Source organism: Christiangramia sediminicola (assembly GCF_031344135.1).
GTDB classification, from domain to species: domain Bacteria; phylum Bacteroidota; class Bacteroidia; order Flavobacteriales; family Flavobacteriaceae; genus Christiangramia; species Christiangramia sediminicola.
This window is the reverse complement of sequence record NZ_JAVJIU010000004.1, coordinates 309,667-333,071: the sequence shown is the minus strand read 5'-3', so window position 1 is coordinate 333,071 and position 23,405 is coordinate 309,667. Positions and strand designations below refer to the sequence as shown.

Genomic DNA, 23,405 nt, shown 5'->3' with positions numbered 1-23,405 from the left:
GATTATACTACAGCTTTATCTGGTGATTTTCCACCTGAATTGCTTGATTTATCTTTTTGCAATTTAGCATTTTGTTTTCGTAATTCCTCGAGTTTAGTTTCCATTGCTGATAGAATATCATCTGCTTTGTGACTAGCTGAAGATAAAGTCTCTTCAAGTCTCACCTCAAAATCCATTCTAGCTTTTTTGGCCTTTTCACTAAGGTTTGAACTAGTTTCGTGGTAACGTTTGTTCAAATTGTCCTGAGCTTTTTGAGCATCTTTTTTTAGCTTCTTGCGAGTCTTTTCGCCGCTATCTGGAGCATAAAGTAATCCTACACCGGCACCTATTGCCGCTCCTGTAATTAATGCTAAAAGGGTATTTCCTGTACTTGCCATAAGTTTTTGAATTTTAAGTTATTATTCGCTCAAAGATAACGGATAGAGCTACCTAAGGCTGTTAATAACCGGTTAATATGTTAAAAATCCTATGCTAAAGTATTCTTAAAGAAAATTTTCAAATACTTTAATTCTTGATCTTAGACCAGGAATCACGCAAGGTTACAGTTCTATTGAAAACTGGTTTTTCAGGTGTTGAATCTCTATCTACACAGAAATAACCAATACGCTGAAACTGTACACTATCACCGTCTTTAGCCTCTTTCAGGCTTGGTTCGAGATATCCAGTAACCGTTTTTAAAGACTCCGGATTTACAAAATCAAGATAATCTTTATCCTTAACCCCGTCTGGTGTTTCTTCTGTAAATAACCTATCGTAGAGTCTAACTTCAGCTTCAATTGCATGCTTAACAGAAACCCAATGAAGAGTTCCTTTCACCTTTCTTAAAGATTCTTCTGTTCCACTTCCACTCTTACTTTTAGGATCATAAGTACAATGAATTTCCGTTATATTCCCTTCTAAATCTTTCTTTACACTTTCACCTTTGATGATATATGCATTCTTTAATCGAACCTCTTTTTCCAGCGTCAATCTGAAAAACTTACGATTTGCACTTTCTTTGAAATCTTCTCTTTCAATGTAAAGCTCTCTTGAAAATGGCACTTGTCTACTTCCTGCAGATTCATCTTCAGGATTATTTTCAGCCTCTAACCATTCCTCTTCTCCTTCAGGATAATTAGTAATCACTAGTTTTACTGGATCCAGCACACCCATTACTCGAGGCGCTTTTTTATTAAGATCTTCTCTTACACAAAATTCAAGGTGAGATACATCAATAAGGTTTTCTCTCTTCCCTACTCCAATAGAATCTGCAAATTTCCTGATAGAATCTGGATTATATCCTCTCCTTCTAAGTCCAGATATGGTAGGCATTCTAGGATCATCCCAGGAATTTACAAATCCTTTTTCTACCAGTTGTAATAATTTTCTTTTACTAACTATGGTATGACTCAGATTTCTTCTGGCAAACTCACGTTGCTTAGGTTCAAAATCTCCGGGTTTACTAACTTTTTTAATAAACCAATTATATAATTCGCGGTGTGGAAGGAACTCAAGAGTACAGAACGAATGAGAAACATGCTCAATAAAATCGCTTTCACCGTGTGCCCAGTCGTACATTGGGTAGATCTTCCAATCGTTACCGGTTCTGTGATGGCTTTTATGAAGGCACCTGTACATTACAGGATCTCTCATCAACATATTTGTAGCTCCCATACTGATCTTAGCCCTCAATACATCGCCCTTTTCCGGAGTGTCTCCATTTTTCATCTTTTCGAACAGCTCAAGATTTTCATCTACTGAACGATTTCTATATGGACTATCTGTTCCTGGTTGGGTTGGAGTTCCCTTCTGTTCTGCAATTTCTTCTGAAGTCTGGCTATCTACATAAGCATCTCCATTTTTGACCATTTCAACGGCCCAGTCATATAGCTGCTGAAAATAATCTGAAGCATAACATTCCTCTGCCCATTTAAAACCAAGCCATTCAATATCTCTTTTAATGGCATCTACATATTCCTGCTCTTCTTTAGCTGGATTTGTATCATCAAATCTCAGGTTAACCGGAGCATTATAAGTTTCTCCAAGTCCGAAATTTAGACAGATTGATGAAGCATGCCCTATATGAAGATATCCGTTAGGTTCTGGTGGAAACCTGAATTTCAGGTCTTCCTTTTTATAATTATTATTTAGATCTTCCTCTATGATTTGCTCAATAAAATTGAGCGACTTTTTTCCTTCGGTCATAACTGATTTAAAATAAAAGGCAAATTTATCAAATTTTAAGTCGATAGAGACAGGTTAAGCTTATTAGTATCAGTAAAATTGAATAACTTGGAAATAATAATTCAATTCATACCATGGACGACATATATAAAATCATCTTATACTCGATATTTTCTGGTATAACTGTATTTTTTGGAGGTTTGCTATCTAAATATTTTGGAGGCGATTTTAAAGCAGACAGAAAAAAGAAAGAGCTATATCATTTTATCACTGCTTTTGGTGGTGGAATTTTAGTTGCTGCAATAGCTCTTGTACTTGTTCCACGTGGAATGGATGAATTGAATTTACCAATTTTGATCATAGCATTTATTTCCGGAGCCATCGCGGTATTTTTAATTGACAGAAAACTTCAGAAATCAGGAAATACTTTATCACAGCTAATGGCTATGTTACTTGATTTTATTCCTGAAGCAATTGCATTAGGAGCCATTTTTGCAACCGATCCTAAAACAGGAATTCTATTGGCTATTTTTATCGGATTACAAAATTTACCTGAATCTTTTAACTCTTTTCAGGATCTGAAAAAGAGTGGCTTAAATGAAAAAAAGAGTCTTATCGTACTATTCTTTTTAAGTTTTTCAGGAGTTGTTGGCGCTATTATAGGATTTCTATTTCTGAAAGATCTGCCAGAAGTAACCGCGTTCTTAATGGTTTTCGCCAGTGGCGGTATTCTCTATTTAATTTTTCAGGATATTGCACCAAATGTGCAATTGAAAAAATCCTGGTTACCTGCATTGGGCGCCAATCTTGGGTTCTTGATAGGGATGATAGGAGAAAAGCTTATTCAATAATCAAAAAACAAAACTGGAGCGTTTATCTTTGTAAAAAAAAAGTGTGGGAGTTATAAAACTTAAGAATATCAAGGTCTTTTCATATCACGGTTGCCTTGACGAAGAAAGTAAAATAGGTAGCGAATACCGTGTTGATCTTAAAGTTCATGGAGATCTTTCTCATTCAGCTAAAACCGATAACCTTGGAGATACGATAGATTATGTTCATTTGAACAAGATCGTTAAGGAAGAAATGGCTATTAGATCTAAATTGTTGGAAACTGTTGCAGAAAGAATATTGAACAGAGTTTTAGACGAACTCATTATGGTTCAGAAGGCTAAGGTTGATGTTTCAAAAATTAATCCACCAATTGGTGGAAATGTGGCAATGGTAACGGTAAGCAGGACGAAATCAAGATAGATTTTAGTTTTGAAACTTAAAATTTTTATTACATTTGCCTTCCCTAAAAGGGCATCGTGGCCGAGTGGCTAGGCAGAGGTCTGCAAAACCTTGTACAGCGGTTCGAATCCGCTCGATGCCTCAACAAAGCTTCCTTTAACCGGGAAGCTTTTTTTATTTTTCATCTTCTGAAATTCCCAGATCATCAAGTTTTCCAATCAAAGAATCATTAGGTGTGATCTCTTCTATCTGATCTTTTATCTCATCTACCTGGCTAGGGAAGGCACCCTGAAAAATTAGAATTACTCCGAAAAGAATTAGAATTACACTTATCGCTTTTTTCATAACATAGATCCTGTGTGGAGTAAGTTTTCTATTTAGTTTTTTAGCAAGAAGTATTTTGAAAACATCAACAATGAGATAGGTAACTAAGACGCTAATTAAAAAAACAGATATCCTATCGGTCTCCATATCCATTTTAGGCCCGAATACGATGATTACTCCCAACCAGAAGCCCAATACACCAATATTTATAAAATTAAGCAGGAAACCTTTTGCAAACAACCCAAAATAATCACTCTTACCTAGTTTTCTTATTTCCGGAGTTTCATCATCAGTATGAATGGTCTTTTTGGTTTGTATAAAACTCATTAATCCGTAAGTAGCCAAGATCATTCCACCAAAAATGAACAATGCAGGATCATCTTTCAGGCTTTCCAATAGCTTAGTTGTACTAAAATAAGCAATGGCGATGAATACCATATCTGCCAGTATTACACCAAGATCCAGGGAGAAAGCGGCTCTAAAACCTTTTATAGCAGCAGTTTCCAGTAATACGAAAAATACCGGTCCGAATAAAAAAGCTAAAAAGAAACCCAGCGGTAATGCTGCTAAAACGTCCTGTAACATACAGTTAAGTTGTCTTGCAAATGTAAACTTTTTGTTCTTTTATGGTAGTTAGCGGCTGTTAAAGCCTAAAAACTAAATTATTAGTGATGTGAAAACTATTAATTGGCCTCTACTTCTTCTCTATTTCCAAGTAATGTAAAATCCAGATGTCTTTTTACAAGATCTGCATTTTTAACCTTTACGTATACCTCGTCTCCAAGTGTATACGATTGTCCCGTTCTTTTACCAATTACAGAAAATTCATCTGCATTAAATTCATAATGATCATCGTTCATGTCTCGTAATCTGATCATTCCTTCACATTTATTTTCGATGATCTCAACGAAAATACCCCACTCGGTCACACCTGAAATAACTCCAAGGAATTCCTCATTTTCATGATCCTGCATGAATTTCACCTGCATGTATTTAATTGAATCACGTTCGGCATTGGTAGCAAGGTTCTCCATCTCACTACTATGATGACATTTTGCTTCATATTCCTCTTCATTTGCCGATTTTGCACCATCGAGATAATGCTGAAGTAATCTATGAACCATCACGTCTGGATATCTTCTAATTGGAGAGGTAAAGTGAGTATAATAATCGAATGCAAGCCCGTAATGACCAATATTCTCAACACCATAATAAGCTTTACTCATAGTACGAATAGCAAGAGTATCAACCATATTCTGCTCTTTTCTTCCCTGCACATCTTCCAGTAATTTGTTCAGTGAAGAAGTGGTCGTACTTCTATCTTTTAAATTCAGTTTATGACCAAATCTACCAACGATCGTCTGTAAAGAAGCTAGTTTCTGATCGTCTGGTTCATCGTGACATCTATAAACAAATGTTTTCTTCGGGCTTTGTTTTCCAATGTATTCAGCAACTTTTCTATTCGCAAGAAGCATGAATTCTTCAATAAGTTTATTAGCGTCTTTAGCAGTTTTAAAGAAAACTCCAACAGGATTATTTTCCTCATTCAAATTGAATTTAACTTCTACTTTATCAAATGAAATCGCGCCATCTTTCATTCTGCCTGCACGCATTTTTTTAGCAAGCCTGTTCAACGTGACTACCGCCTCTACTAAAGCTCCTCTTACAGAATAGGAATGATTTCTAATTGAAACATCTTCGGGAATTGTTCCCGTTCCAGTTTCAATAATATGTTGTGCCTCTTCATAGGCAAAACGCTCATCTGAATAGGTTACCGTTCTACCAAACCATTGATTCTTCACATTCGCTTTATCATCAATTTCAAAAACTGCTGAAAATGTGAATTTTTCTTCTTTAGGCCTTAAAGAACAGGCATTGTTCGATAATATTTCCGGAAGCATAGGTACAACTCTGTCAACTAAATAAACTGAAGTTGCCCTATCATAGGCTTCTTCATCCAGAATGGTTCCAGGTTGCAGGTAATGTGATACATCCGCAATATGAATTCCTATTTCATAATTGCCATTTTCAAGTTTTTGAAAACTTAAAGCGTCATCAAAATCTTTAGCATCTTTCGGATCTATGGTAAAAGTGAGCACATCACGCATGTCTCTTCTTTTACTGATCTCTTTCTCGTTTATAGAAGTATCAATTTTATTCGCATATTCTTCAACTTCTTCAGGAAATTCGTGTGGTAAGCCATATTGAGCCAGAATGGAGTGAATTTCTGTGTGATGTTCACCTGGAGTTCCAAGCACGCGGGTAATTTTACCATATGGAGAATCAGCTTTTTTAGGCCATTCTTCAAATTCTACCACTACTTTATCACCATTTTCAGCACCGTTCAATTTATTTCCGGCAATAAAGAAATCTGTATACATAGATTTATCATCGATCACTACAAATCCAAAATCTTTCTTTTGTTGTAATGTACCAACGAATTCAGTTCTTTTTCTTTTTAGAATTTTAGTGATCTCACCATCTGAACGTTTTCTTCTTCTGCGATTATAAACATAGATCTCTACAGTATCACCGTCGAATGCAGCATTCAGATCTTTTTGTGCTATAAAAATATCGTCTGCAAATTCTTCGACCATTACGTAACCGTAACCCTTAGTTGTTAAATCCAGAACACCTGTATAGTAATTCTTATTTCCTTCGATCTTAAATTTACCGCGTTCCACTTCCTGAATTTCCTTTTTAGCGGCTAATTGAGCAAGTTTCTTAATAATTTGATTTCTACTGCTGGCATCGTTCACTCCCAGAACGGAAGCTATTTGTTTGTAATTATATGTTTTCCCGGAATTGTTTCGAAGTATATCGATGATACTTCTGGAAAGATTGCCTTGTATTTTATTTTTCGTTTTCTTCTTTTTCTTCATTATCACTTAGTATACGATAAAATTACACCATAAATATCAGACAGGGACTTTTTCATTTTAAAGTTTTGTTAAGTCGTCATTTTATGAAAATGACTGATTATCAAAATGTTCTAAAAAAAATTTATTTTAATGTTTTTAACATAGTTCATTTTTATTTCTTAATTTTTTCTTAATTTAGAATTAACTTTCCCCAAGACTAGCCCACTTAATTTTACGACATACGATATGAAAATTAGTAAGTCAACAAAATACTCGGCATTATTCTTCCTGATATTTCTTCTTGGGCTAATCTTTTTTGTGACTACAATTCATAAATCTCTTAATAAGAAAACTGAGATATTCTTCGATTCTCGCCAGGATCAAAGTAAGAGCATAGCTCTAACTATTCAGGATTAAATCTTATCTTTAGTTAGGTTAATTCTTTAGTATGAAAGATTATCAATGCTTGGCCACTTTCACTTACCATCACGAATATTTCGTTCTTAAGCTTCAGTTTGAAAAGGCCGGTATACGCCATTATTTCCAGAACGAGACCCTCATTGGGCTTTTACCTCTATCTTCTTTTGCCTTTGGCGGTATACGTCTCATGATCCATCCCTCAGATATTTCTAAAGCAAAACAAATAATAGATTCTTTAAATGACAAATCTTCTAACCTCAGGATCGTTTAATCAATCTTAGTTATAAACATTATATATCATATTATTTATTTCTTCTTTTTTAAAAAATTAAAATGATGGTATATGATGGTGTGTTGATTTGTAGAATAATTTATCTGTTTAATTCTTGTTATTTCACTTGTGATTTTTTGATAACAGTTTATCAACATAGGTGTTAATTCTTAACTGATTGATATTCTTAGTGTTTTAAGATTTACTTAACAAAAGTTCATAAAATTGTTTTAATAAAATTTATTGAAAAGTTTAATATGAACTCTTGTCAATAACCTGTTCTTATATGCTCATAACTATCTAAAAATTTCTATAGTTATAATTTGATTTATTCAACTTAATGTCGGTATTGTTATTATTTTCTTAAAAACCAAATTTCTTTTTAAGTAAATCATCAGATGTTTTTCACAATTAGCTGTCAATTTTAAAACGCTGAAAATTAAGATATTCTATAAAGTAATTAACAATGAAAATTAAGCCGGTTAATAGCGTCTTTTTATAACTTTGTTGCAAACAACATAACTATGAAAATATCTATTGGAAACGATCATGCCGGTACCGGTTATAAGCAAATGATCCAGGAAAAGCTTGAATCTCTAGGTCATACGGTTACTAATTATGGCACTAATGCTGAAGACAGCGTAGATTATCCAGATTTTGTACATCCAGTCGCTGAAGATGTGGAAAACAAGAAAGCAGATATGGGTATTATTATTTGTGGTAGCGGCAACGGTGCAAACATGACCGCAAATAAACATCAAGGAGTTAGATCTGCATTATGCTGGAACACTGAGATCGCAAAACTGGCTCGTGAACATAATGATGCTAATATCTTAAGTATTCCTGCCAGGTTCGTTTCTGAAGAACAAGCCACTGATATGATGGAAACCTTTATAAATACTGAGTTTGAAGGCGGACGTCACCAAAGAAGAGTAGATAAGATACCTTCAAAAAAGTACTGTTAATAACCTATGAGTTTAAGAATAGAAGTAAAAAAGTTCAGTGAATTAAAGCTCACTGAACTTTACGATATTTTACAATTAAGATCTGAAGTTTTTGTAGTAGAACAGGATTGTGTTTACCAGGATATTGATGGAAAAGATTCTGAAGCTCTACATATTATAGGTTATAAACAGGATAAAATTGTTGCCTATACACGCTGCTTTAAACCTGGATATTATTTTGAAGAAGCAGCGATTGGTCGAGTGATCGTAAAAGAATCTGAACGAAAATTCGGTTATGGTCATGAGATCATGAAAGCTTCAGATAAAGCGATTCAGGAAAATTTCAACACTTCTAATATTAAATTATCTGCACAGCAGTATCTTATCAAATTCTATAATTCTCATGGTTATAAAACTATAGGCGAGGGTTACCTGGAAGATGGTATTCCTCATATCGCCATGGTGAAAGATTAATTCTTCGTTTTGATATTTTTATTGAATGGGATCTTTATCTGATAGGTAAAATTATCAGCATATTGATCTTCAACGATATCTACTCCATACCTAATATTATCTGTGCTGTCATATACGAAAGTGCCAAACATCCTGTCCCAGATACTGAGCATATTTCCATAATTACTATCAGTCCATGGTAATTGATAATGGTGATGAAACTTATGCATATTTGGAGTTACAAAAAGGTAACTAATCGTTTTGTCTAACCATACCGGAAGCGAAATATTCGCATGGGTGAAATAGGTAAAAAACACACTTAGAATTCTATAAATCAAATAAAATGCTACTGGCATTCCCATGATAACCATTGCGATTAAGGCAAATGTTTCGCGAATAATGAAATCTAATGGATGATGCCTGGTGCCGGTCGTCGCATCTACATGCGTATCTGTATGATGAATTAAATGCAGCCGCCACATCCATTTTACCTTATGAAGTAAGAAATGCACAAAATACTGTGCAATAAGATCGAGCACCATGATAGATAATAAAAGTTCTATCCATATTGGTAATTCAACCATTGTTAATAAACCAAATTGATGATTTTCGAGCCAGATGAATAGTCCGCCGGTCATTAATCCGAAAAAGAAATTAATAATAATTACAAAACCCAGTAAAGACAAGTTGGTTTTTGCATGATTCAACTTATTGTATTTGAGCTTTACCAGGGCATAATATCCTTCGAGAATCCAGAAAATAGAGAGAACCAAAAGAATCCATACCAGCTTTTGCCAGTTAGGCATCGATTCAAAAAAATAAAGTAAATCTTCCAAGATATTCTATTTTAAAATTTTAGAATATTCCGCAGGATTTTTAAGTATAGATTGAGCTTCGTTAATTTCAGGATTATTACTGGTATAATATTCATATAATCCCTCTTTGTAGAAATATCTTTTAATGATCTCATCGGTTAAAAGACTTACGATCTCAGGTTTTTTATTGTTTAATTCCTGCTTTTTAAATGCTGAAATTTCTGATCTAATTTTATCAACCTCAGCAGATATCTTTGTTCTGAGATCTTCTTCTTCAGCTTTATCCATCATCTCGGTTAACTCTCTTTCAGTTGCTGTTTGATATTTGAAATCTGACTGTTGAAGGAATTTTTTAAACTCGCTAAAATCTGAATCTGTAAAATTGAAATCCTTTGGATCATTCAGCTCATGTGAATAATAGTATTTCGTTGCATAATCGAAAATAGCATCCTGTAATAGCAAAGACTGGGTAATATCACTGAATTCTGAAGTTTCCATCTGGACATCTGGAAGTATACCTCCTCCATCGTATACTTTTCTACCATTTCTGGTAGTGAATTCATTATAATCTTCAACCTTCGTTCTTACTGCTCTTCCCTCTTCATTTCTGGTTCTGTAATCCAAAGCCTGGATGCATCTTCCACTAGGAGTATAATATCTTGAAATAGTGATCTTGATCTGAGTTCCATAAGCAAGTTCTTTAGGTCTTTGCACAAGTCCTTTTCCAAAACTTCTAGCCCCCACAATGACACCTCGATCCAGATCCTGAATAGCTCCAGCTACGATTTCACTGGCAGAAGCGCTTCTTCCATTCACTAGAACCACCAATGGGATCTTAGTATCTATAGGTTCTTTTTGAGTAAAATATTCCCTGTTATATTTTTCAATAACAGATTTTGTGGTTACGATCAATTCTCCTTTCGGAATAAAAATGTTGCTAACATTGATGGCTTCATTTAATAAACCACCTAAATTTCCTCTGAGATCAAGGATAACCTTATCGGCTCCCTGAGTTTTTAGTTCTTTAAAAGCCTGTGCTACCTGCGTGGAAGCCTTCGCATTAAATTTAGATAATACGATATATGCCGAATTATCGTCGAGTAATTTGTAAAATGGAACGGCATCAAGTTCTACAGAACTTCTTTTAAGACTTGTGGTTTTGGTCTCACCCTGGCGTATAAAAGTAATACTGAAGTTACTATCTGGAGCGCCATTTAGAAGTTCTCCTGCATCTTCTTTAAAATCAGCCACATTGATGTTACCAATCTTGATTATCTCATCACCGGCCTTTAAACCGGCTTTATCGGCCGGATAGTCCTTGTATGCTTCAACAATGGTGATGGCATCTTTTCCAGTTTTCACCAGCGCACCTATCCCTGTATATTCTCCTGCGCTATTAATTCTGGCAGCTTCAACATCCTGTTCATTCCAGTAATTGGTGTAGGGATCAAGATCTGTAAGCATGGATTTAATGGCCGTATCCATAAGTTCGGCCGGGTTGGTTTCATCAACATAATTCATGTTGATTTCTTTAAATAGCGTAGTGAATATCTCTATTTGTTTGGCGATCTCGAAAAAGTCTGATTTAAAACTTACCGTACCAATGAATATCCCAATGAGAACTATCGGAAGTATAATAATTCTTTTAAATCGCTTTTTCATAATCTTACATTTTTTCTTTGAAGCTCTTCAAAATCTTATTCATACTCTTGTCAAGCTTATCATAAGGCATTTCTTCTCGGGAAATATGAATGAACATAAATGCATAAGAAGAAGTTAAATCGTTAGTAACAAGATACTTATTTTTTCTGTAAACCTCGCGCATCATTCGCTTAATTCTATTGCGCTGTACCGCTGTCTTTACCAGTTTTTTTGGTACGGAAACACCGGTTTTTAATTCTTTTGTTTCTGAATTATCAAAAGGTATATAAACCAGTTTAAGAGGATATGATTTTATATGCTGCCCTTCTGCAAAAAGCTGATCTATGAGCTTTTTACTTTTTAATTTTTCTTCTTTTCCAAAACTTTCGTTCATACTTCAAAAGTAAGCATCCTTAAAATAAAAAACCCTTTCCGTGAAGAAAGGGTTTATATATTAATCTAAAAGAGAGATCTAGTTTTCAGCTTCTGTATTTTCACTATCAGATTTTCCCCAAATATTGTTTTCTCTGTTCACATCTGCCATTAATTGTGAAGAATCAATTTCTATAGTTGAGATCTTATCTTTTGAAACCGGGATTTGCACATCATAAGTTGGGAATCCCCAGGCCCAGTCTTTCTTTACCGTAGTTTTTACACCTTCTTCAGCTGGTTTCTCCCATCTCATCATTTGTAACGGAATGTAGATCGTTTCTTTAGATCCATCTTCATAAGTTACATTTAGATCCACAGGCATTGGCATTAGACCATTTCTCTGTAGTGTAACTTTCGTCATATCATCTTCTGCTTCAACAGACCCTATAGCGTAATCTATTGTATTTGTAGTTTGAGTCCAGTCCTGCAAATACCAGTCCAGCTCTGCTCCTGATACCTTTTCAGCTATTCTGATAAAATCGTTTGGTGTTGGATGTTTGAACTTCCACTCATCATAATAACGATTCAAAGTCTTGTCAAGATTTTCTTTACCAATGATATATCCTAATTGCGCAAGGAATACCGCTCCTTTAGAATAAGCAGATGCTCCGTAAAGCGCATTCATCGCATATCTATCGGCGTGAGTTGTTTGCGGTTGTTCCTTTCCTGAACTTGCCAGGTAGTTATAACCTCTGTAAGATCCTTTATGTGGATTTTCAGCGTTGGTTCCCATTACTACATTTTCTGCTTCTGAAGAGATGTAAGATGTAAATCCTTCATCCATCCATTCGTGGATGCTTTCATTGGTAGCAAGTAAATGCTGAAACCATGCATGCGCCATTTCATGAGCGGTTACTCCAACAAGACTTCCAAAAGAACGCTCACCGGTGATCAATGTAAGCATAGCGTACTCCATACCACCATCTCCACCTTGAACTACAGAATATTGATCCCATGGGTATGGCCCGATATGTTCATTATAAAATGCTAATAATTCAGCTGTTTTTGGCTGAAGGTTTTTCCAGTTTTCCTTGATCTCATCGTTGTCTTTATAAAGAAAATGAAGTACTGTTCCATCTTCAGCAACAAGTTTATCGTGGATATAATCCGGATCTGCACCCCAGGTAAAATCATGAACTTTAGGGGCTTTAAAATGCCAGGTTAATTTATCGCCTTTGGTTTTTTTAACTTTAGTTCCTTCTTCTTCATAACCATGACCTATTTCCTGAGGATTCTGAAGGTATCCTGTGCTTCCGATTGTATAATCCTTATCAATGCTAATCTTCACGTCAAAATCTCCCCATACACCCTGAAATTCACGAGCGATATAAGAATCTGCATGCCATCCCTGAAAATCATATTCAGCTAATTTAGGATACCACTGGCTCATAGAAAGTGCAACTCCCTCTGAACTATTTCTACCAGATCTTCTGATCTGTTCCGGCACCTGACCTTCAAACTCCATTTTAAAAGTAGTTTTCTTTCCAGGCAAGATTGGCTTGGCAAGTTCTACTTCCAGAATAGTTCCTACTTCTTCATATGTAAGCTCAGCACCATCCTGAGTTAAAGAGTTTACTCTTAAATATCCAATTTGTTCAGGAGAAAGTCCGGTAATTCTACTTACAACTTCAGGATTTTCTTTAGTTCCTTTATTCATGGTCATTCTACCGTCTGGATCTGCAACGCTTTCTAATCTGGCGTTCATTTCACTGTCTGGCTGAAAGGCATTAAAGAAAAGATGATAAAATACGCGGTTTAATGTATCAGGAGAATTGTTGGTATAAACCAGTTCCTGAGTACCTGAATACTGGAAATTCTCAACATCCATGTCTACATCCATTTTGTAATCTACATGTTGTTGCCAGTAAGAAGTATTATTTTGGGCTTGAATAAAGCCACTTGAGATCAATAATAAGCTAAAAAGTATTTTCTTCATTTTAATTGTTTTTCGAGATTTGGTCGGCTAAAATAAGTGCATTATAAAGATTTGCCATCTTTCCTGAAGTTGACAAACTATCGAATTTCTTGGTATTATTCTGATCTCCACCTACAATTACTGTTGCCTTGGTGGTAAGTCCGCTATCCATGATCACCTGCTTTACCTGAGCTGCTGATAATTGTGGGTAATAACCTCTGATGATGGCTGCAATTCCTGCAACTGCCGGTGAAGCCATAGAAGTTCCCTGAAGGTATTCGTAAGTATTATTTGGTGTGGTAGACCAGATCTTGGTTCCGGGAGCAAAAACATCGACATTTGATTTTCCATAGTTAGAAAATTCAGCAACCATTCCAGAACCATATTCATAATTAAGTGCTCCAACGGTAAGAAAATTATCTGCTAATTCTGCAGTATTCTCTGGGTCCTGATCGTTTGGATATACCCTGTTAGAATCAAGATCGATTCCTTCATTTCCAGCTGCGTTCACAATTAACACATCATTTTCAGCAGCGTATTTAATCGCATCTGTTACCCATTCAGGATTTGGTGAAAAATATTTTCCAAAGCTGGTATTGATCACTTTAGCTCCATTATCTACGGCATATCTAATTGCTAAGGCAATATCTTTATCATACTCGTCGCCATCTGGTACAGCTCTTACAACAAGGATTCTTGCATTATTAGAAACACCTTTTATTCCAATATTATTAGATCTGTTTGCCGCTATGATACCAGCAACGTGCGTTCCATGCTTGATATTCTCTTTATCATCTTCAGGTCCCTGTACTTCATTATTTCCATAATCGGTATCATTGATGTCGTAAGGATCATCGCCTACTTTAGCACGACCATCCAGTTCAAGATTCAAATGAGATGCCAGGTGATCTTTATAATAATCTATCGCATCCTGTAATTCTACCAGAGCTTCAGGTATATTTTCATTCACGTTATACTGAATCTGGGTAAGAATTGATTTATACTGCGTCATTTGCTGGGTCGCAGGCTTATAATCTGAAAGTTGTTCTTTTGTATAGTCTTCTGTTCCCAGTTGTTTTGAAACTGCATTATGTGCAGTTGTTATCTGCTCCTGAATTTGAAGATATTGTTTTCTAGTATCTATTGCTTCAGCATATTCCTTATCATATTCAGCTTTTGCAGCCTTATACGCATTGTATTCTTCGCGATCTGCTGTACTTATACTGCTTTCAGACTTTCCTTCATATTTTGGTTTTAGACGCTTATAGATACGGGTGTATTCCATATTCTCTGCTACACCATCTCCAAGAAAATTCCATCCGTGTACATCATCAATATAACCGTTGTTATCGTCATCTTTTCCATTTCCAGGAACTTCATCTGTGTTGGTCCAGATAACCGATTTAAGATCTTCGTGTTCAATATCAACACCACTATCTATAACTCCAACGATAACCGGTGAAGGCTTTTTATTTTTAATGATTTCGGCGTATGCCTTATTAACACTCATTCCAGGAATGGTGTCTTTAGTAAGATCTGCATTGGTCCAGTCTTTTAATTCAGCGTCTGAAAGATCCTGAACTTTTAATGGAATGGAATCAATATTACCAACTGGTGTAGAAACTACACTTGGTGCTGTACTGCTACATCCGGTTAAGATACCGGCAGCAAGTAGGGAAAGAAGCGGTTTAAAAAATGGTATTTTCATCTTGTAGTTTAGTTAAATAATTCGTTGAAAGTATGCACTTTATCAAGTCTTACACCTTTCTCCGTATGTTTTAAGGTAATTATCTCATTATGGGCATCATGCTCCATGAATAAATAATAGTTTTCATCGGCCGCGGTTTCAAGAAACTTCTTCTTTTCCGGTAAAGTTAATAATGGCCTGGTATCGTAACCCATCACATAGGGAAGCGGAATATGTCCTGCTGTTGGCAGCAAGTCTGCCATAAAAACTAATTTTTCCCCCTGATACTCTATATGAGGGATCATTTGCTTATCGGTATGTCCATCAACAAATAATACGCCAAATCCCAGGTTATCTGAGTTCATAAAACTTTTATCTTCTTCTCTTTCAATAAAATGAAGCTTTCCACTTTGTTCCATCGGAATAATATTTTCCTTTAAAAAAGAAGCTTTTTCGCGATCATTAGGCTGGGTTGCCCAAAGCCAGTGTTCTTTGTTGCTCCAGAATCTGGCATTTTTAAAAGCTGGTTCATAACCTGTTCTGTCTTTATTCCATTGAATACTTCCGCCACAATGGTCAAAATGAAGATGGGTCATGAAAATATCAGTAACGTCATCACGGTGAAATCCGTGTTTTTTCAAGGACTTGTCTATAGAATGATCTCCCCATTGAAAATAATATTTGAAGAATTTCTCACTTTGCTTATCACCCATTCCTGTGTCTATAAGCATCAAGCGATCACCATCTTCAATGAGAAGACAACGTGCGGCAATGTCTATCATATTGTTAGAATCTGCCGGGTTCGTCCTTGTCCATAGGCTTTTTGGTACCACACCAAACATTGCGCCTCCGTCAAGTTTAAAATTTCCAGCTTCAATAGGATATAGTTTCATTGCGAAATTTTTAAAAATTCTCCGCAAAATAGAAAATCTTGTAGCCTTTTCGAATTATTTTCATTTCATTTAACAACATCATATTATTCAAAGGCTTGACAGAATAAGCTTTCAGAGTAAAACATTTTTAATATTTTTAGCTTCGATAAGCAAACGACGAACTTATGATTGAATTGGCGGGAATTGTGATTTTGGGGATTATGGCTCAATGGTTAGCATGGAGATTTAAGATCCCGGCTATTCTACCATTAATCCTTGTAGGACTGGCAGTTGGACCACTTTCTACATTTTTTACGGTAGATGGATCCAAATTAATAGAACCTATTTGGGATGGTGATTCAGGTCTGTTTCCGGGTCAGAGTTTATTCTATTTTGTATCTCTGGCCATTGGAATTATACTTTTTGAAGGAGGTTTAACCCTGAGAAAAGGTGAAGTTCTTAACGTGGGACCCGTAATTCTGAAACTTATAACCGTAGCCGTGATCGTAACCTTTTTTGGTGCCGGTATCGCTGCGCATCTTATTTTCGACCTTAGCTGGCAGATCAGTTTTCTTTTTGCTGCACTTATAATTGTAACAGGACCAACGGTTATTACCCCAATTCTTCGGAACATACCTCTTAAAAAAGATATTTCAGCTATTCTAAAATGGGAAGGAATTCTAATCGACCCGATTGGAGCCCTTGTGGCAGTATTGATGTTCGAATTTATTAGCGCTGGAACAGGAACTGAGTTTACCGAAACAGCTTTGATGGAATTTGGTAAGATCGTTCTGTTTGGATTTACCTTTGGGTTTACTTTTGCACATGCACTCGCATTTGCCATTAAAAAAAATGTGATCCCGCACTATTTATTGAACGTATTAACCCTGGCGACCGTGTTAGGAGTATTTGTACTTGCAGATATGTTTGCTCATGAAAGCGGACTTTTAGCGGTTGTTGTTATGGGTATGGTAATGGGAAATATCAATTTACCGAACTTAAAAGAGCTGCTTTACTTCAAAGAATCTTTAAGTGTATTATTAATTTCGATACTCTTCATCTTGCTGGCAGCAAACATCAATATTGAAGATCTTTTATTGGTTTACGATATCAAAGCTCTGATACTTTTTGCAACTGTAGTACTTGTAGTAAGACCGCTTGGTGTATTTGTGAGTAGTATAGGTTCTTCGTTAAAGACGAATGAAAAATTATTTATCAGTTGGGTAGGACCTCGTGGTATTGTTGCCGCAGGTATTGCTTCACTTTTTGGTATAGAATTGGCGAACCAGGGAGTTCCTGGGGCTGAATATATTACGCCTCTTGTATTCATGATCGTACTGGGTACGGTTCTTCTGAATGCGACCACGGCAAGGCTATTCGCTCAGTTGGTGGGAGTTTTTCTGAAAAATTCTCAAGGAATATTGATTATTGGAGCATCAACAATTTCAAGACTTATTGCATCATATCTAAAGAAGAATAAAAGACATGTAGTACTGGTTGATAGTAATGGCGCGAATATCAGAAAAGCGAGAGAACTTGGACTGGATGCGATCCAGGAGAATGTTTATTCAGATGATCTTATTAATAATATCGAGTTAAGTGATGTTGGATATTTAATGGCACTTACCGGGAATACTGAAGTGAATACGAATGCAATCGACAAATTCCGAAAGCATTTTGGAGAAAATGGATCTTTTAGAGTGGTTTCTTCAGATGAGATGTATGATCCTGAAAATAATCCTAAAGAAGGACTTTTTTCACAAACAGATGATTATATCAAATTAACGAACCTTGCGAGAAAGTATCCATCAATCCATGAAATTGAACTGAATTCCAAGGAACATTATGAAGGTCTTATAGAGATAAGTAAAACAGATCCGGATATAATTCCACTATTTGTGAAAGATAATGAAGGAGAGTTAAGTATTATCCCTTCAAACAGCATGGAAGTTGATATTGAAGAAAATTACATGCTTGTATACCTTGGTAAACAAATGGATCCGGGTGATAGCGAGGAAAAAGAAAATATTGAAGAGAATATAGAGCAAAGCTAGACTTTACTCCTCTTCCATAGCTTCGATTAATTCATCTGTGATCTCCAGATTGTGATAAACATTCTGAACATCATCGTCATCTTCAAATTTTTCAACCAGGTCCAGGATCTTTTTAGCATCTTCTACTGGTAATGTAAGAGTATTTAGTGGTATTCGCTGGACTTCAGAATTTTTTGGTTCTATTTCCATTTCTTCCAGTTTTGAAGACATTAATCCGTAGTCGGTGAATTCAGTATAAACGCTTAGAAATTCATCTTCTATTTCAAATTTGCTGGCGCCACCTTCAATAAGTTCCAGTTCAAATTCTTCAAGATCCATTTCGATCTTCTCTTTTTCGATCACAAAAACCCCTTTTTTATCGAATAGAAATTCCAGCGAGCCATTAGTTCCCAAATTTCCTCCATTCTTGGAGAAAATTGATCTAACTGAAGCCACAGTACGATTGGTATTGTCTGTAGTACATTCAACGAAAATTGCGATACCGTTAGGGCCGTAGCCTTCAAAAGTTACCGTTTCATAGTTATCTGCATCTGCTCCACTCGCCTTTTTAACGGCACGTTCTATAGTGTCTTTGGGCATGTTTACACCTTTCGCATTCTGAATGGCATTTCTAAGAGAAGGATTAGATTCAGGATCGGGCCCTCCGCCCTCTTTTACAGCTACCGTGATCTCCTTGATTGCCCTGGTAAATTGCTTAGCTCTCTTCTTATCCTGCGCTCCTTTTCTATGCTTTATATTCGCCCATTTACTATGTCCGGCCATATTCCTTTTCTTAAAATTTATGTGAGTTTCACAAAATTAAGAATTTGAATAACAAAAGAAAACCTCCCTAAATATGACTTCAGAGAGGTTGATTTTATTGAGAGTTTCAGGTATTAGTCGTTCAGTTTAAGAACGGCCATAAATGCTTCCTGAGGAATTTCTACATTACCTACCTGGCGCATACGCTTTTTACCTTTTTTCTGTTTTTCAAGTAATTTTCTTTTACGTGAAATATCCCCACCATAACACTTTGCAGTAACATCCTTACGAAGCGCTTTTACTGTTTCACGAGCGATGATCTTCGCTCCAATAGCCGCCTGAATTGGAATATCGAACTGCTGTCTCGGGATCAATTCTTTCAACTTTTCACACATTTTCTTACCAATATCATACGCATTGTCTACGTGTAATAATGCTGAAAGTGCATCTACTTTATTCGCGTTAAGCAGCACATCAACCTTTACAAGTTTTGATTCTCTCATTCCAATTGGTGAATAATCAAAAGATGCATAACCTCTGGATACTGTTTTTAGTCTGTCATAGAAGTCGAATACGATTTCAGCCAGGGGCATATCGAAAGTCAATTCAACTCTTTCAGTGGTTAAATAAGTTTGATTGGTGATCTCCCCTCTTTTTTCGATACAAAGCGACATTACGTTACCAACATAATCTGCTTTAGTAATGATTGTTGCTTTGATAAATGGTTCTTCTACTCTATTAAGAGTTGATGGTTCTGGAAGGTCTGAAGGATTGTTAACAAGAACGATATCATCAGGATTCTTGTTAGTATATGCGTAGTAAGATACGTTAGGCACCGTAGTGATCACGGTCATATCAAATTCACGTTCCAGTCTTTCCTGGATGATCTCAAGATGTAACATTCCAAGGAATCCGCAACGAAAACCAAATCCAAGAGCGGCAGAACTTTCAGGGGTAAATACCAGTGAAGCATCATTTAACTGTAGCTTTTCCATGGAAGCTCTTAATTCTTCGTAATCTTCAGTATCTACAGGGTAAATACCAGCAAAAACCATTGGTTTTACATCCTCAAAACCAGCTACAGCTTCTGTAGTAGGATTAGCGGCGCTGGTAATAGTATCACCTACTTTTACTTCGCGGGCATCTTTAATACCAGTGATCAGGTATCCAACATCCCCGGTTTTTATTTCTTTTCTAGGAAATTGTTTTAATCGAAGCGTTCCTACCTCATCAGCATCATAAGTCTTATCTGTGGCAACGAATTTAATTTTCTCACCTTTCTTGATGGAACCGTTTATTACCCTAAAATATGTTTCCACACCTCTAAAAGGGTTATAAACCGAATCAAATATCAAAGCTCTCAACGGAGCATCAACTTTCCCGCTTGGAGCAGGAATTCTATTGATAATAGCATCAAGAATTTCTTTAATTCCAAGACCTGTTTTAGCACTGGCTGGAATTACTTCTGAAGGATCACAACCAAGAAGATCCACGATATCATCGGTTACTTCTTCAGGGTTCGCACTAGGAAGATCCACTTTATTTAAAACCGGAATGATCTCCAGGTCATTTTCAAGTGCCAGGTATAAATTCGAAATGGTTTGCGCCTGTATACTCTGTGCAGCATCTACTACAAGTAAAGCACCTTCACAGGCCGCGATAGAACGTGAAACTTCATAAGAGAAATCAACGTGACCAGGAGTATCGATCAAATTCAGAACAAATTCTTCACCTTCGTGAATATAATCCATCTGGATCGCGTGAGATTTGATAGTGATCCCTCTTTCACGTTCAAGATCCATACTATCCAGCAACTGTTCCTGTTTTTCTCTTTCAGTTACAGCACCGGTAAAATCCAGTAAACGATCGGCTAGGGTACTTTTCCCGTGATCTATATGTGCAATAATGCAAAAGTTTCGAATATTCTTCATCTCCAAATTTTGAATCCTTTCCTCCTGTTAAATTCAGGTAAGTTTAAGAGTACAAATATAATTGAATTAATAGTCTTAAATAAAATTTCAAGTTTATGTTTGTTTTCTTGCGGAATCGTCTTTAGTTACAGAAATTTAGATCATATTTTTAAATGGCTGAAAGCCCATATTTACGGTGTTTCCAGCATAAATTAATTGAATGGAAAAGCATAGTCCAGACACAGAAAAAGTTTCCAATTACGATCATCTTGAAAAGATGAGCACTTCAGAATTGCTGAATAATATCAACAAGGAGGATCAAAGCGTCGCACAAAGTGTTCAAAAAGTGATTCCCGAGATCGAAAAACTTGTAGATGAGATCGTACCAAAAATTGAATCTGAAGGCCGGCTTTTTTATATCGGTGCAGGAACCAGCGGCCGACTTGGTGTTCTGGATGCTTCAGAATGTCCGCCAACTTTTGGGGTAAGTCCTGGAATTGTTATCGGTTTGATCGCGGGTGGAGATACAGCACTAAGAAATGCGGTAGAAAATGCTGAAGATAATACAAGCCAGGCATGGAAAGATCTTCAGAAATATGATATTTCAGATAAGGATGTTTTAGTTGGTATTGCTGCTTCTGGAACAACACCTTATGTGATAGGCGGAATAAAAGATGCTAGGAAAAATGGCATTATCACCGGTTGTGTAACCTGTAGTTCTAGGAGTCCTTTAGCGGAAGCTTCAGAATTTCCTGTTCAGGTGATCACAGGTCCTGAATTTGTAACGGGAAGCACCCGGATGAAAGCAGGAACAGCCCAGAAAATGGTGTTGAATATGATATCCACTTCCGTAATGATAAAACTCGGCCGCGTAAAGGGAAATAAGATGGTAGATATGCAGTTATCTAATGATAAACTGGTAGGAAGAGGCACAAGAATGATCATGGAAGAACTGAATATCGAAAAGAAGGAAGCCAATGCTCTTTTATTAAAATATAAGAGTGTTAGAAAAGCCCTGGAAGCTTATAAAAATGAGAACAATTAATGTCAGATTCTAAAAAAACTTTATTCTCTTTTAGATCAATAGGATTTATTTTCCTGTTGCTTTTATTGAATGCGTGTAAATCTACACAGGCGGTAAAATCGGAACCAGAAAAACCTAAGGTTGAGGTTGTTGAATCAAATGAACCAAAAGAAGAAATTGATTCAAAAGAGGAAACAGAGCAAGTTCCCGAAGAGATGGAATTTGTCGCGCCACCGGTTAATATTGAAGAATTTAGAGCTGCATGGATAGCTACCGTAGCAAATATAAACTGGCCAAGCAGGAATAATCTTTCCACCAATGCTCAGAAACAGGAAGCTATTGAAATGCTTGAAATCCTGGAGAAAAATAATTTTAATGCGGTAATACTCCAGGTGAGACCTCAGGCGGATGCTTTGTATAAAAGCGATATCGAGCCATGGTCGTATTTTCTTACCGGTAAGAGCGGAAAGGCACCCGAGCCGTATTACGACCCTTTAGAATTCTGGATCGAAGAATCTCATGCACGTGGTATGGAATTACATGTATGGCTTAATCCTTATAGAGCGCACCATACAACAGGGAAGGAGATAGGCGAAAAGTCAATTGTAAATACTCATCCTGAACTTGTTAGAGAACTTAAAAATGGGATGTGGTGGATGGACCCTGGCAGTAAAGAAGTGCAGGAACATTCTGCTGCTGTGGTAATGGATATTGTTAAGAGATATGATATAGACGGAGTTCATTTTGACGATTATTTTTATCCTTATGCTTCCTATAACGGCAAAAAGGATTTCCCTGATGAAAAGAGCTGGCAGAAATACCTGGCCTCTGGAGGAGAACTTTCCCGTGGAGACTGGCGCAGGAAAAATGTCAACGATTTTGTTGAAAGGATTGCTGAAGATATCAAGGCTGAAAAGTCTTTTGTAAAATTTGGTATTAGCCCATTTGGGATCTGGAGACCTGGATTTCCTAAAGGAATCAATGGAATGGACCAATATGAAGAATTATATGCTGACGCCAAATTATGGCTGAACAAAGGCTGGATAGACTATTTTACGCCTCAGTTATATTGGCCAACAAGACAGGTAGGACAGAGCTTCCCAGTTTTATTAGGCTGGTGGGAATCTGAAAATGTAGTTGGCAGGCATGTTTGGCCTGGAATCAACTTAGGTCTTGAGGATAAAGAGGAAAACAAAGGAGAGATCGCTTCGCAGATCCTTATTTCCAGAGGTATTTTAAGGGACAACCCAGGAACCGTTCACTGGAATATTGGTCCGCTTATGAAAAATGACAGCCTTGCAAAATCCTTGAAAAACGGACCTTATTTAAAGAATGCAATTGTTCCTGCAAGTCCATGGTTAGATGATGAAGCTCCGACAACTCCAAATTTCGAAGTGAAAGTTTCATCAGAAAATATTCAGCTGAAGTGGGTGAGGGATAATGAGGATATCTTTAGAAGTGTTGTCTATTACCGATATAAAGATTCTAACTGGGAATTCAAGATTCTAAATTTAAATTCAGCTACGTTTGAAATTCCTAAGGTCAGCCAGGAAAAAATGCTGGATAAGATTGGCGTCACCTCGGTAGATAGAACTGGCAATCAGAGTAGTTTTAAAGAGATAAAAATCGAGAATTTATTACCTTGACT

The 23,405-nt window shown here is 36.4% G+C and carries 20 protein-coding genes and 1 tRNA gene; 9 read left to right on the top strand and 12 right to left on the bottom strand.

All coding sequences use genetic code 11. The annotated features are described in order from the left end of the window. Positions 1-2 precede the first annotated feature (2 nt). Both RE431_RS12000 and RE431_RS11995 read right to left on the bottom strand, forming a co-directional pair. Positions 3-377 (bottom strand): YtxH domain-containing protein, encoded by a 375-nt coding sequence (locus tag RE431_RS12000; protein ID WP_309562224.1) that lies wholly within the window; start codon positions 375-377, stop codon positions 3-5. A 127-nt stretch (positions 378-504) separates the two neighbouring features. Next, complete coding sequence (locus RE431_RS11995; RefSeq protein WP_309562223.1) at positions 505-2,184, bottom strand: glutamine--tRNA ligase/YqeY domain fusion protein; 1,680 nt, start codon at positions 2,182-2,184, stop codon at positions 505-507. A gap of 113 nt (positions 2,185-2,297) precedes the next feature. Here RE431_RS11995 and RE431_RS11990 point away from each other — a divergent pair, with 113 nt between their 5' ends. The 3 genes from RE431_RS11990 (at position 2,298) to RE431_RS11980 (ending at position 3,535) form a co-directional block, all read left to right on the top strand. After that, positions 2,298-3,014 (top strand): ZIP family metal transporter, encoded by a 717-nt coding sequence (locus RE431_RS11990; RefSeq protein WP_309562222.1) that lies wholly within the window; start codon positions 2,298-2,300, stop codon positions 3,012-3,014. Positions 3,015-3,057: 43 nt separating this feature from the next. Continuing rightward, positions 3,058-3,414, top strand: a complete 357-nt coding sequence (folB, locus tag RE431_RS11985) for a dihydroneopterin aldolase (protein WP_309562221.1) — start codon at positions 3,058-3,060, stop codon at positions 3,412-3,414. Between the two features lie 50 nt (positions 3,415-3,464). Beyond that, positions 3,465-3,535: transfer RNA gene (locus RE431_RS11980), tRNA-Cys, on the top strand. A gap of 32 nt (positions 3,536-3,567) precedes the next feature. Here the strand turns inward: RE431_RS11980 and RE431_RS11975 are convergent. After that, positions 3,568-4,302: a LysE family translocator gene (locus RE431_RS11975; protein ID WP_309562220.1), complete on the bottom strand. Its 735-nt coding sequence runs from the start codon at positions 4,300-4,302 to the stop codon at positions 3,568-3,570. A 98-nt stretch (positions 4,303-4,400) separates the two neighbouring features. Then, positions 4,401-6,599 carry a ribonuclease R gene (gene rnr / locus RE431_RS11970; RefSeq protein ID WP_309562219.1) on the bottom strand — a complete coding sequence of 733 codons (2,199 nt, stop codon included), beginning with the start codon at positions 6,597-6,599 and terminating at the stop codon, positions 4,401-4,403. A 427-nt stretch (positions 6,600-7,026) separates the two neighbouring features. On the opposite strand from rnr, the gene RE431_RS11965 reads away from it, so the two are divergent. The 3 genes from RE431_RS11965 to RE431_RS11955 all read left to right on the top strand — a co-directional run bounded on the left by RE431_RS11965 (position 7,027) and on the right by RE431_RS11955 (position 8,687). Then, complete coding sequence (locus tag RE431_RS11965; RefSeq protein WP_309562218.1) at positions 7,027-7,269, top strand: DUF2007 domain-containing protein; 243 nt, start codon at positions 7,027-7,029, stop codon at positions 7,267-7,269. A gap of 524 nt (positions 7,270-7,793) precedes the next feature. After that, the gene (rpiB, locus tag RE431_RS11960) at positions 7,794-8,234 is read left to right on the top strand and encodes a ribose 5-phosphate isomerase B (RefSeq protein ID WP_309562217.1); all 441 of its coding nucleotides are present in this window, start codon (positions 7,794-7,796) and stop codon (positions 8,232-8,234) included. Positions 8,235-8,240: 6 nt separating this feature from the next. Then, a complete protein-coding gene (locus RE431_RS11955; RefSeq protein WP_309562216.1) occupies positions 8,241-8,687 on the top strand; it encodes a GNAT family N-acetyltransferase in 447 nt (148 codons plus the stop codon). On the opposite strand, the gene RE431_RS11950 is transcribed toward RE431_RS11955, so the two are convergent. The 6 genes from RE431_RS11950 to RE431_RS11925 form a co-directional block, all read right to left on the bottom strand. Continuing rightward, positions 8,684-9,502 carry a sterol desaturase family protein gene (locus tag RE431_RS11950; RefSeq protein ID WP_309562215.1) on the bottom strand — a complete coding sequence of 273 codons (819 nt, stop codon included), beginning with the start codon at positions 9,500-9,502 and terminating at the stop codon, positions 8,684-8,686. The genes RE431_RS11955 and RE431_RS11950 overlap by 4 nt on opposite strands. 6 nt (positions 9,503-9,508) lie before the next feature. Beyond that, a complete protein-coding gene (locus RE431_RS11945; RefSeq protein ID WP_309562214.1) occupies positions 9,509-11,143 on the bottom strand; it encodes a S41 family peptidase in 1,635 nt (544 codons plus the stop codon). A gap of 4 nt (positions 11,144-11,147) precedes the next feature. Then, on the bottom strand, positions 11,148-11,516 hold the full coding sequence (gene rnpA, locus RE431_RS11940; protein ID WP_309562213.1) for a ribonuclease P protein component: 369 nt from the start codon (positions 11,514-11,516) through the stop codon (positions 11,148-11,150). Between the two features lie 78 nt (positions 11,517-11,594). Then, positions 11,595-13,490, bottom strand: a complete 1,896-nt coding sequence (locus RE431_RS11935) for a M1 family metallopeptidase (protein ID WP_309562212.1) — start codon at positions 13,488-13,490, stop codon at positions 11,595-11,597. A 1-nt stretch (position 13,491) separates the two neighbouring features. Then, positions 13,492-15,177, bottom strand: coding sequence for a S8 family peptidase (locus RE431_RS11930; protein WP_309562211.1), 1,686 nt, complete (start codon positions 15,175-15,177; stop codon positions 13,492-13,494). An 8-nt stretch (positions 15,178-15,185) separates the two neighbouring features. After that, on the bottom strand, positions 15,186-16,049 hold the full coding sequence (locus RE431_RS11925; protein ID WP_309562210.1) for an MBL fold metallo-hydrolase: 864 nt from the start codon (positions 16,047-16,049) through the stop codon (positions 15,186-15,188). Positions 16,050-16,213: 164 nt separating this feature from the next. On the opposite strand from RE431_RS11925, the gene RE431_RS11920 reads away from it, so the two are divergent. Then, positions 16,214-18,082 carry a cation:proton antiporter gene (locus tag RE431_RS11920; RefSeq protein ID WP_309562209.1) on the top strand — a complete coding sequence of 623 codons (1,869 nt, stop codon included), beginning with the start codon at positions 16,214-16,216 and terminating at the stop codon, positions 18,080-18,082. A gap of 3 nt (positions 18,083-18,085) precedes the next feature. Here the strand turns inward: RE431_RS11920 and RE431_RS11915 are convergent, their stop codons facing one another. Together RE431_RS11915 and lepA are read right to left on the bottom strand one after the other, a co-directional pair. Continuing rightward, the gene (locus RE431_RS11915) at positions 18,086-18,844 is read right to left on the bottom strand and encodes a YebC/PmpR family DNA-binding transcriptional regulator (protein ID WP_309562208.1); all 759 of its coding nucleotides are present in this window, start codon (positions 18,842-18,844) and stop codon (positions 18,086-18,088) included. A gap of 113 nt (positions 18,845-18,957) precedes the next feature. Next, positions 18,958-20,754 (bottom strand): translation elongation factor 4, encoded by a 1,797-nt coding sequence (gene lepA, locus RE431_RS11910; RefSeq protein WP_309562207.1) that lies wholly within the window; start codon positions 20,752-20,754, stop codon positions 18,958-18,960. Positions 20,755-20,953: 199 nt separating this feature from the next. Here lepA and murQ point away from each other — a divergent pair, with 199 nt between their 5' ends. Both murQ and RE431_RS11900 read left to right on the top strand, forming a co-directional pair. Further along, positions 20,954-21,778, top strand: coding sequence for an N-acetylmuramic acid 6-phosphate etherase (gene murQ / locus RE431_RS11905; RefSeq protein ID WP_309562206.1), 825 nt, complete (start codon positions 20,954-20,956; stop codon positions 21,776-21,778). Beyond that, positions 21,778-23,403, top strand: coding sequence for a glycoside hydrolase family 10-like protein (locus tag RE431_RS11900; RefSeq protein ID WP_309562205.1), 1,626 nt, complete (start codon positions 21,778-21,780; stop codon positions 23,401-23,403). Before murQ ends, RE431_RS11900 begins: the two co-directional genes overlap by 1 nt. Positions 23,404-23,405: the final 2 nt, after the last annotated feature.

Excerpts from the sequence above, each read along its gene's own strand:
- RE431_RS12000 (WP_309562224.1), bottom strand. The coding sequence starts at position 377 with ATGGCAAGTACAGGAAATACCCTTTTAGCATTAATTACAGGAGCGGCA.
- murQ (WP_309562206.1), top strand. The coding sequence starts at position 20,954 with ATGGAAAAGCATAGTCCAGACACAGAAAAAGTTTCCAATTACGATCAT.
- RE431_RS11915 (WP_309562208.1), bottom strand. The coding sequence starts at position 18,844 with ATGGCCGGACATAGTAAATGGGCGAATATAAAGCATAGAAAAGGAGCG.
- RE431_RS11995 (WP_309562223.1), bottom strand. The coding sequence starts at position 2,184 with ATGACCGAAGGAAAAAAGTCGCTCAATTTTATTGAGCAAATCATAGAG.
- RE431_RS11945 (WP_309562214.1), bottom strand. The coding sequence starts at position 11,143 with ATGAAAAAGCGATTTAAAAGAATTATTATACTTCCGATAGTTCTCATT.
- RE431_RS11930 (WP_309562211.1), bottom strand. The coding sequence starts at position 15,177 with ATGAAAATACCATTTTTTAAACCGCTTCTTTCCCTACTTGCTGCCGGT.
- rpiB (WP_309562217.1), top strand. The coding sequence starts at position 7,794 with ATGAAAATATCTATTGGAAACGATCATGCCGGTACCGGTTATAAGCAA.
- RE431_RS11965 (WP_309562218.1), top strand. The coding sequence starts at position 7,027 with ATGAAAGATTATCAATGCTTGGCCACTTTCACTTACCATCACGAATAT.
- RE431_RS11925 (WP_309562210.1), bottom strand. The coding sequence starts at position 16,049 with ATGAAACTATATCCTATTGAAGCTGGAAATTTTAAACTTGACGGAGGC.
- RE431_RS11900 (WP_309562205.1), top strand. The coding sequence starts at position 21,778 with ATGTCAGATTCTAAAAAAACTTTATTCTCTTTTAGATCAATAGGATTT.
- RE431_RS11990 (WP_309562222.1), top strand. The coding sequence starts at position 2,298 with ATGGACGACATATATAAAATCATCTTATACTCGATATTTTCTGGTATA.
- RE431_RS11975 (WP_309562220.1), bottom strand. The coding sequence starts at position 4,302 with ATGTTACAGGACGTTTTAGCAGCATTACCGCTGGGTTTCTTTTTAGCT.
- RE431_RS11935 (WP_309562212.1), bottom strand. The coding sequence starts at position 13,490 with ATGAAGAAAATACTTTTTAGCTTATTATTGATCTCAAGTGGCTTTATT.
- RE431_RS11920 (WP_309562209.1), top strand. The coding sequence starts at position 16,214 with ATGATTGAATTGGCGGGAATTGTGATTTTGGGGATTATGGCTCAATGG.
- RE431_RS11955 (WP_309562216.1), top strand. The coding sequence starts at position 8,241 with ATGAGTTTAAGAATAGAAGTAAAAAAGTTCAGTGAATTAAAGCTCACT.
- rnpA (WP_309562213.1), bottom strand. The coding sequence starts at position 11,516 with ATGAACGAAAGTTTTGGAAAAGAAGAAAAATTAAAAAGTAAAAAGCTC.
- lepA (WP_309562207.1), bottom strand. The coding sequence starts at position 20,754 with ATGAAGAATATTCGAAACTTTTGCATTATTGCACATATAGATCACGGG.
- rnr (WP_309562219.1), bottom strand. The coding sequence starts at position 6,599 with ATGAAGAAAAAGAAGAAAACGAAAAATAAAATACAAGGCAATCTTTCC.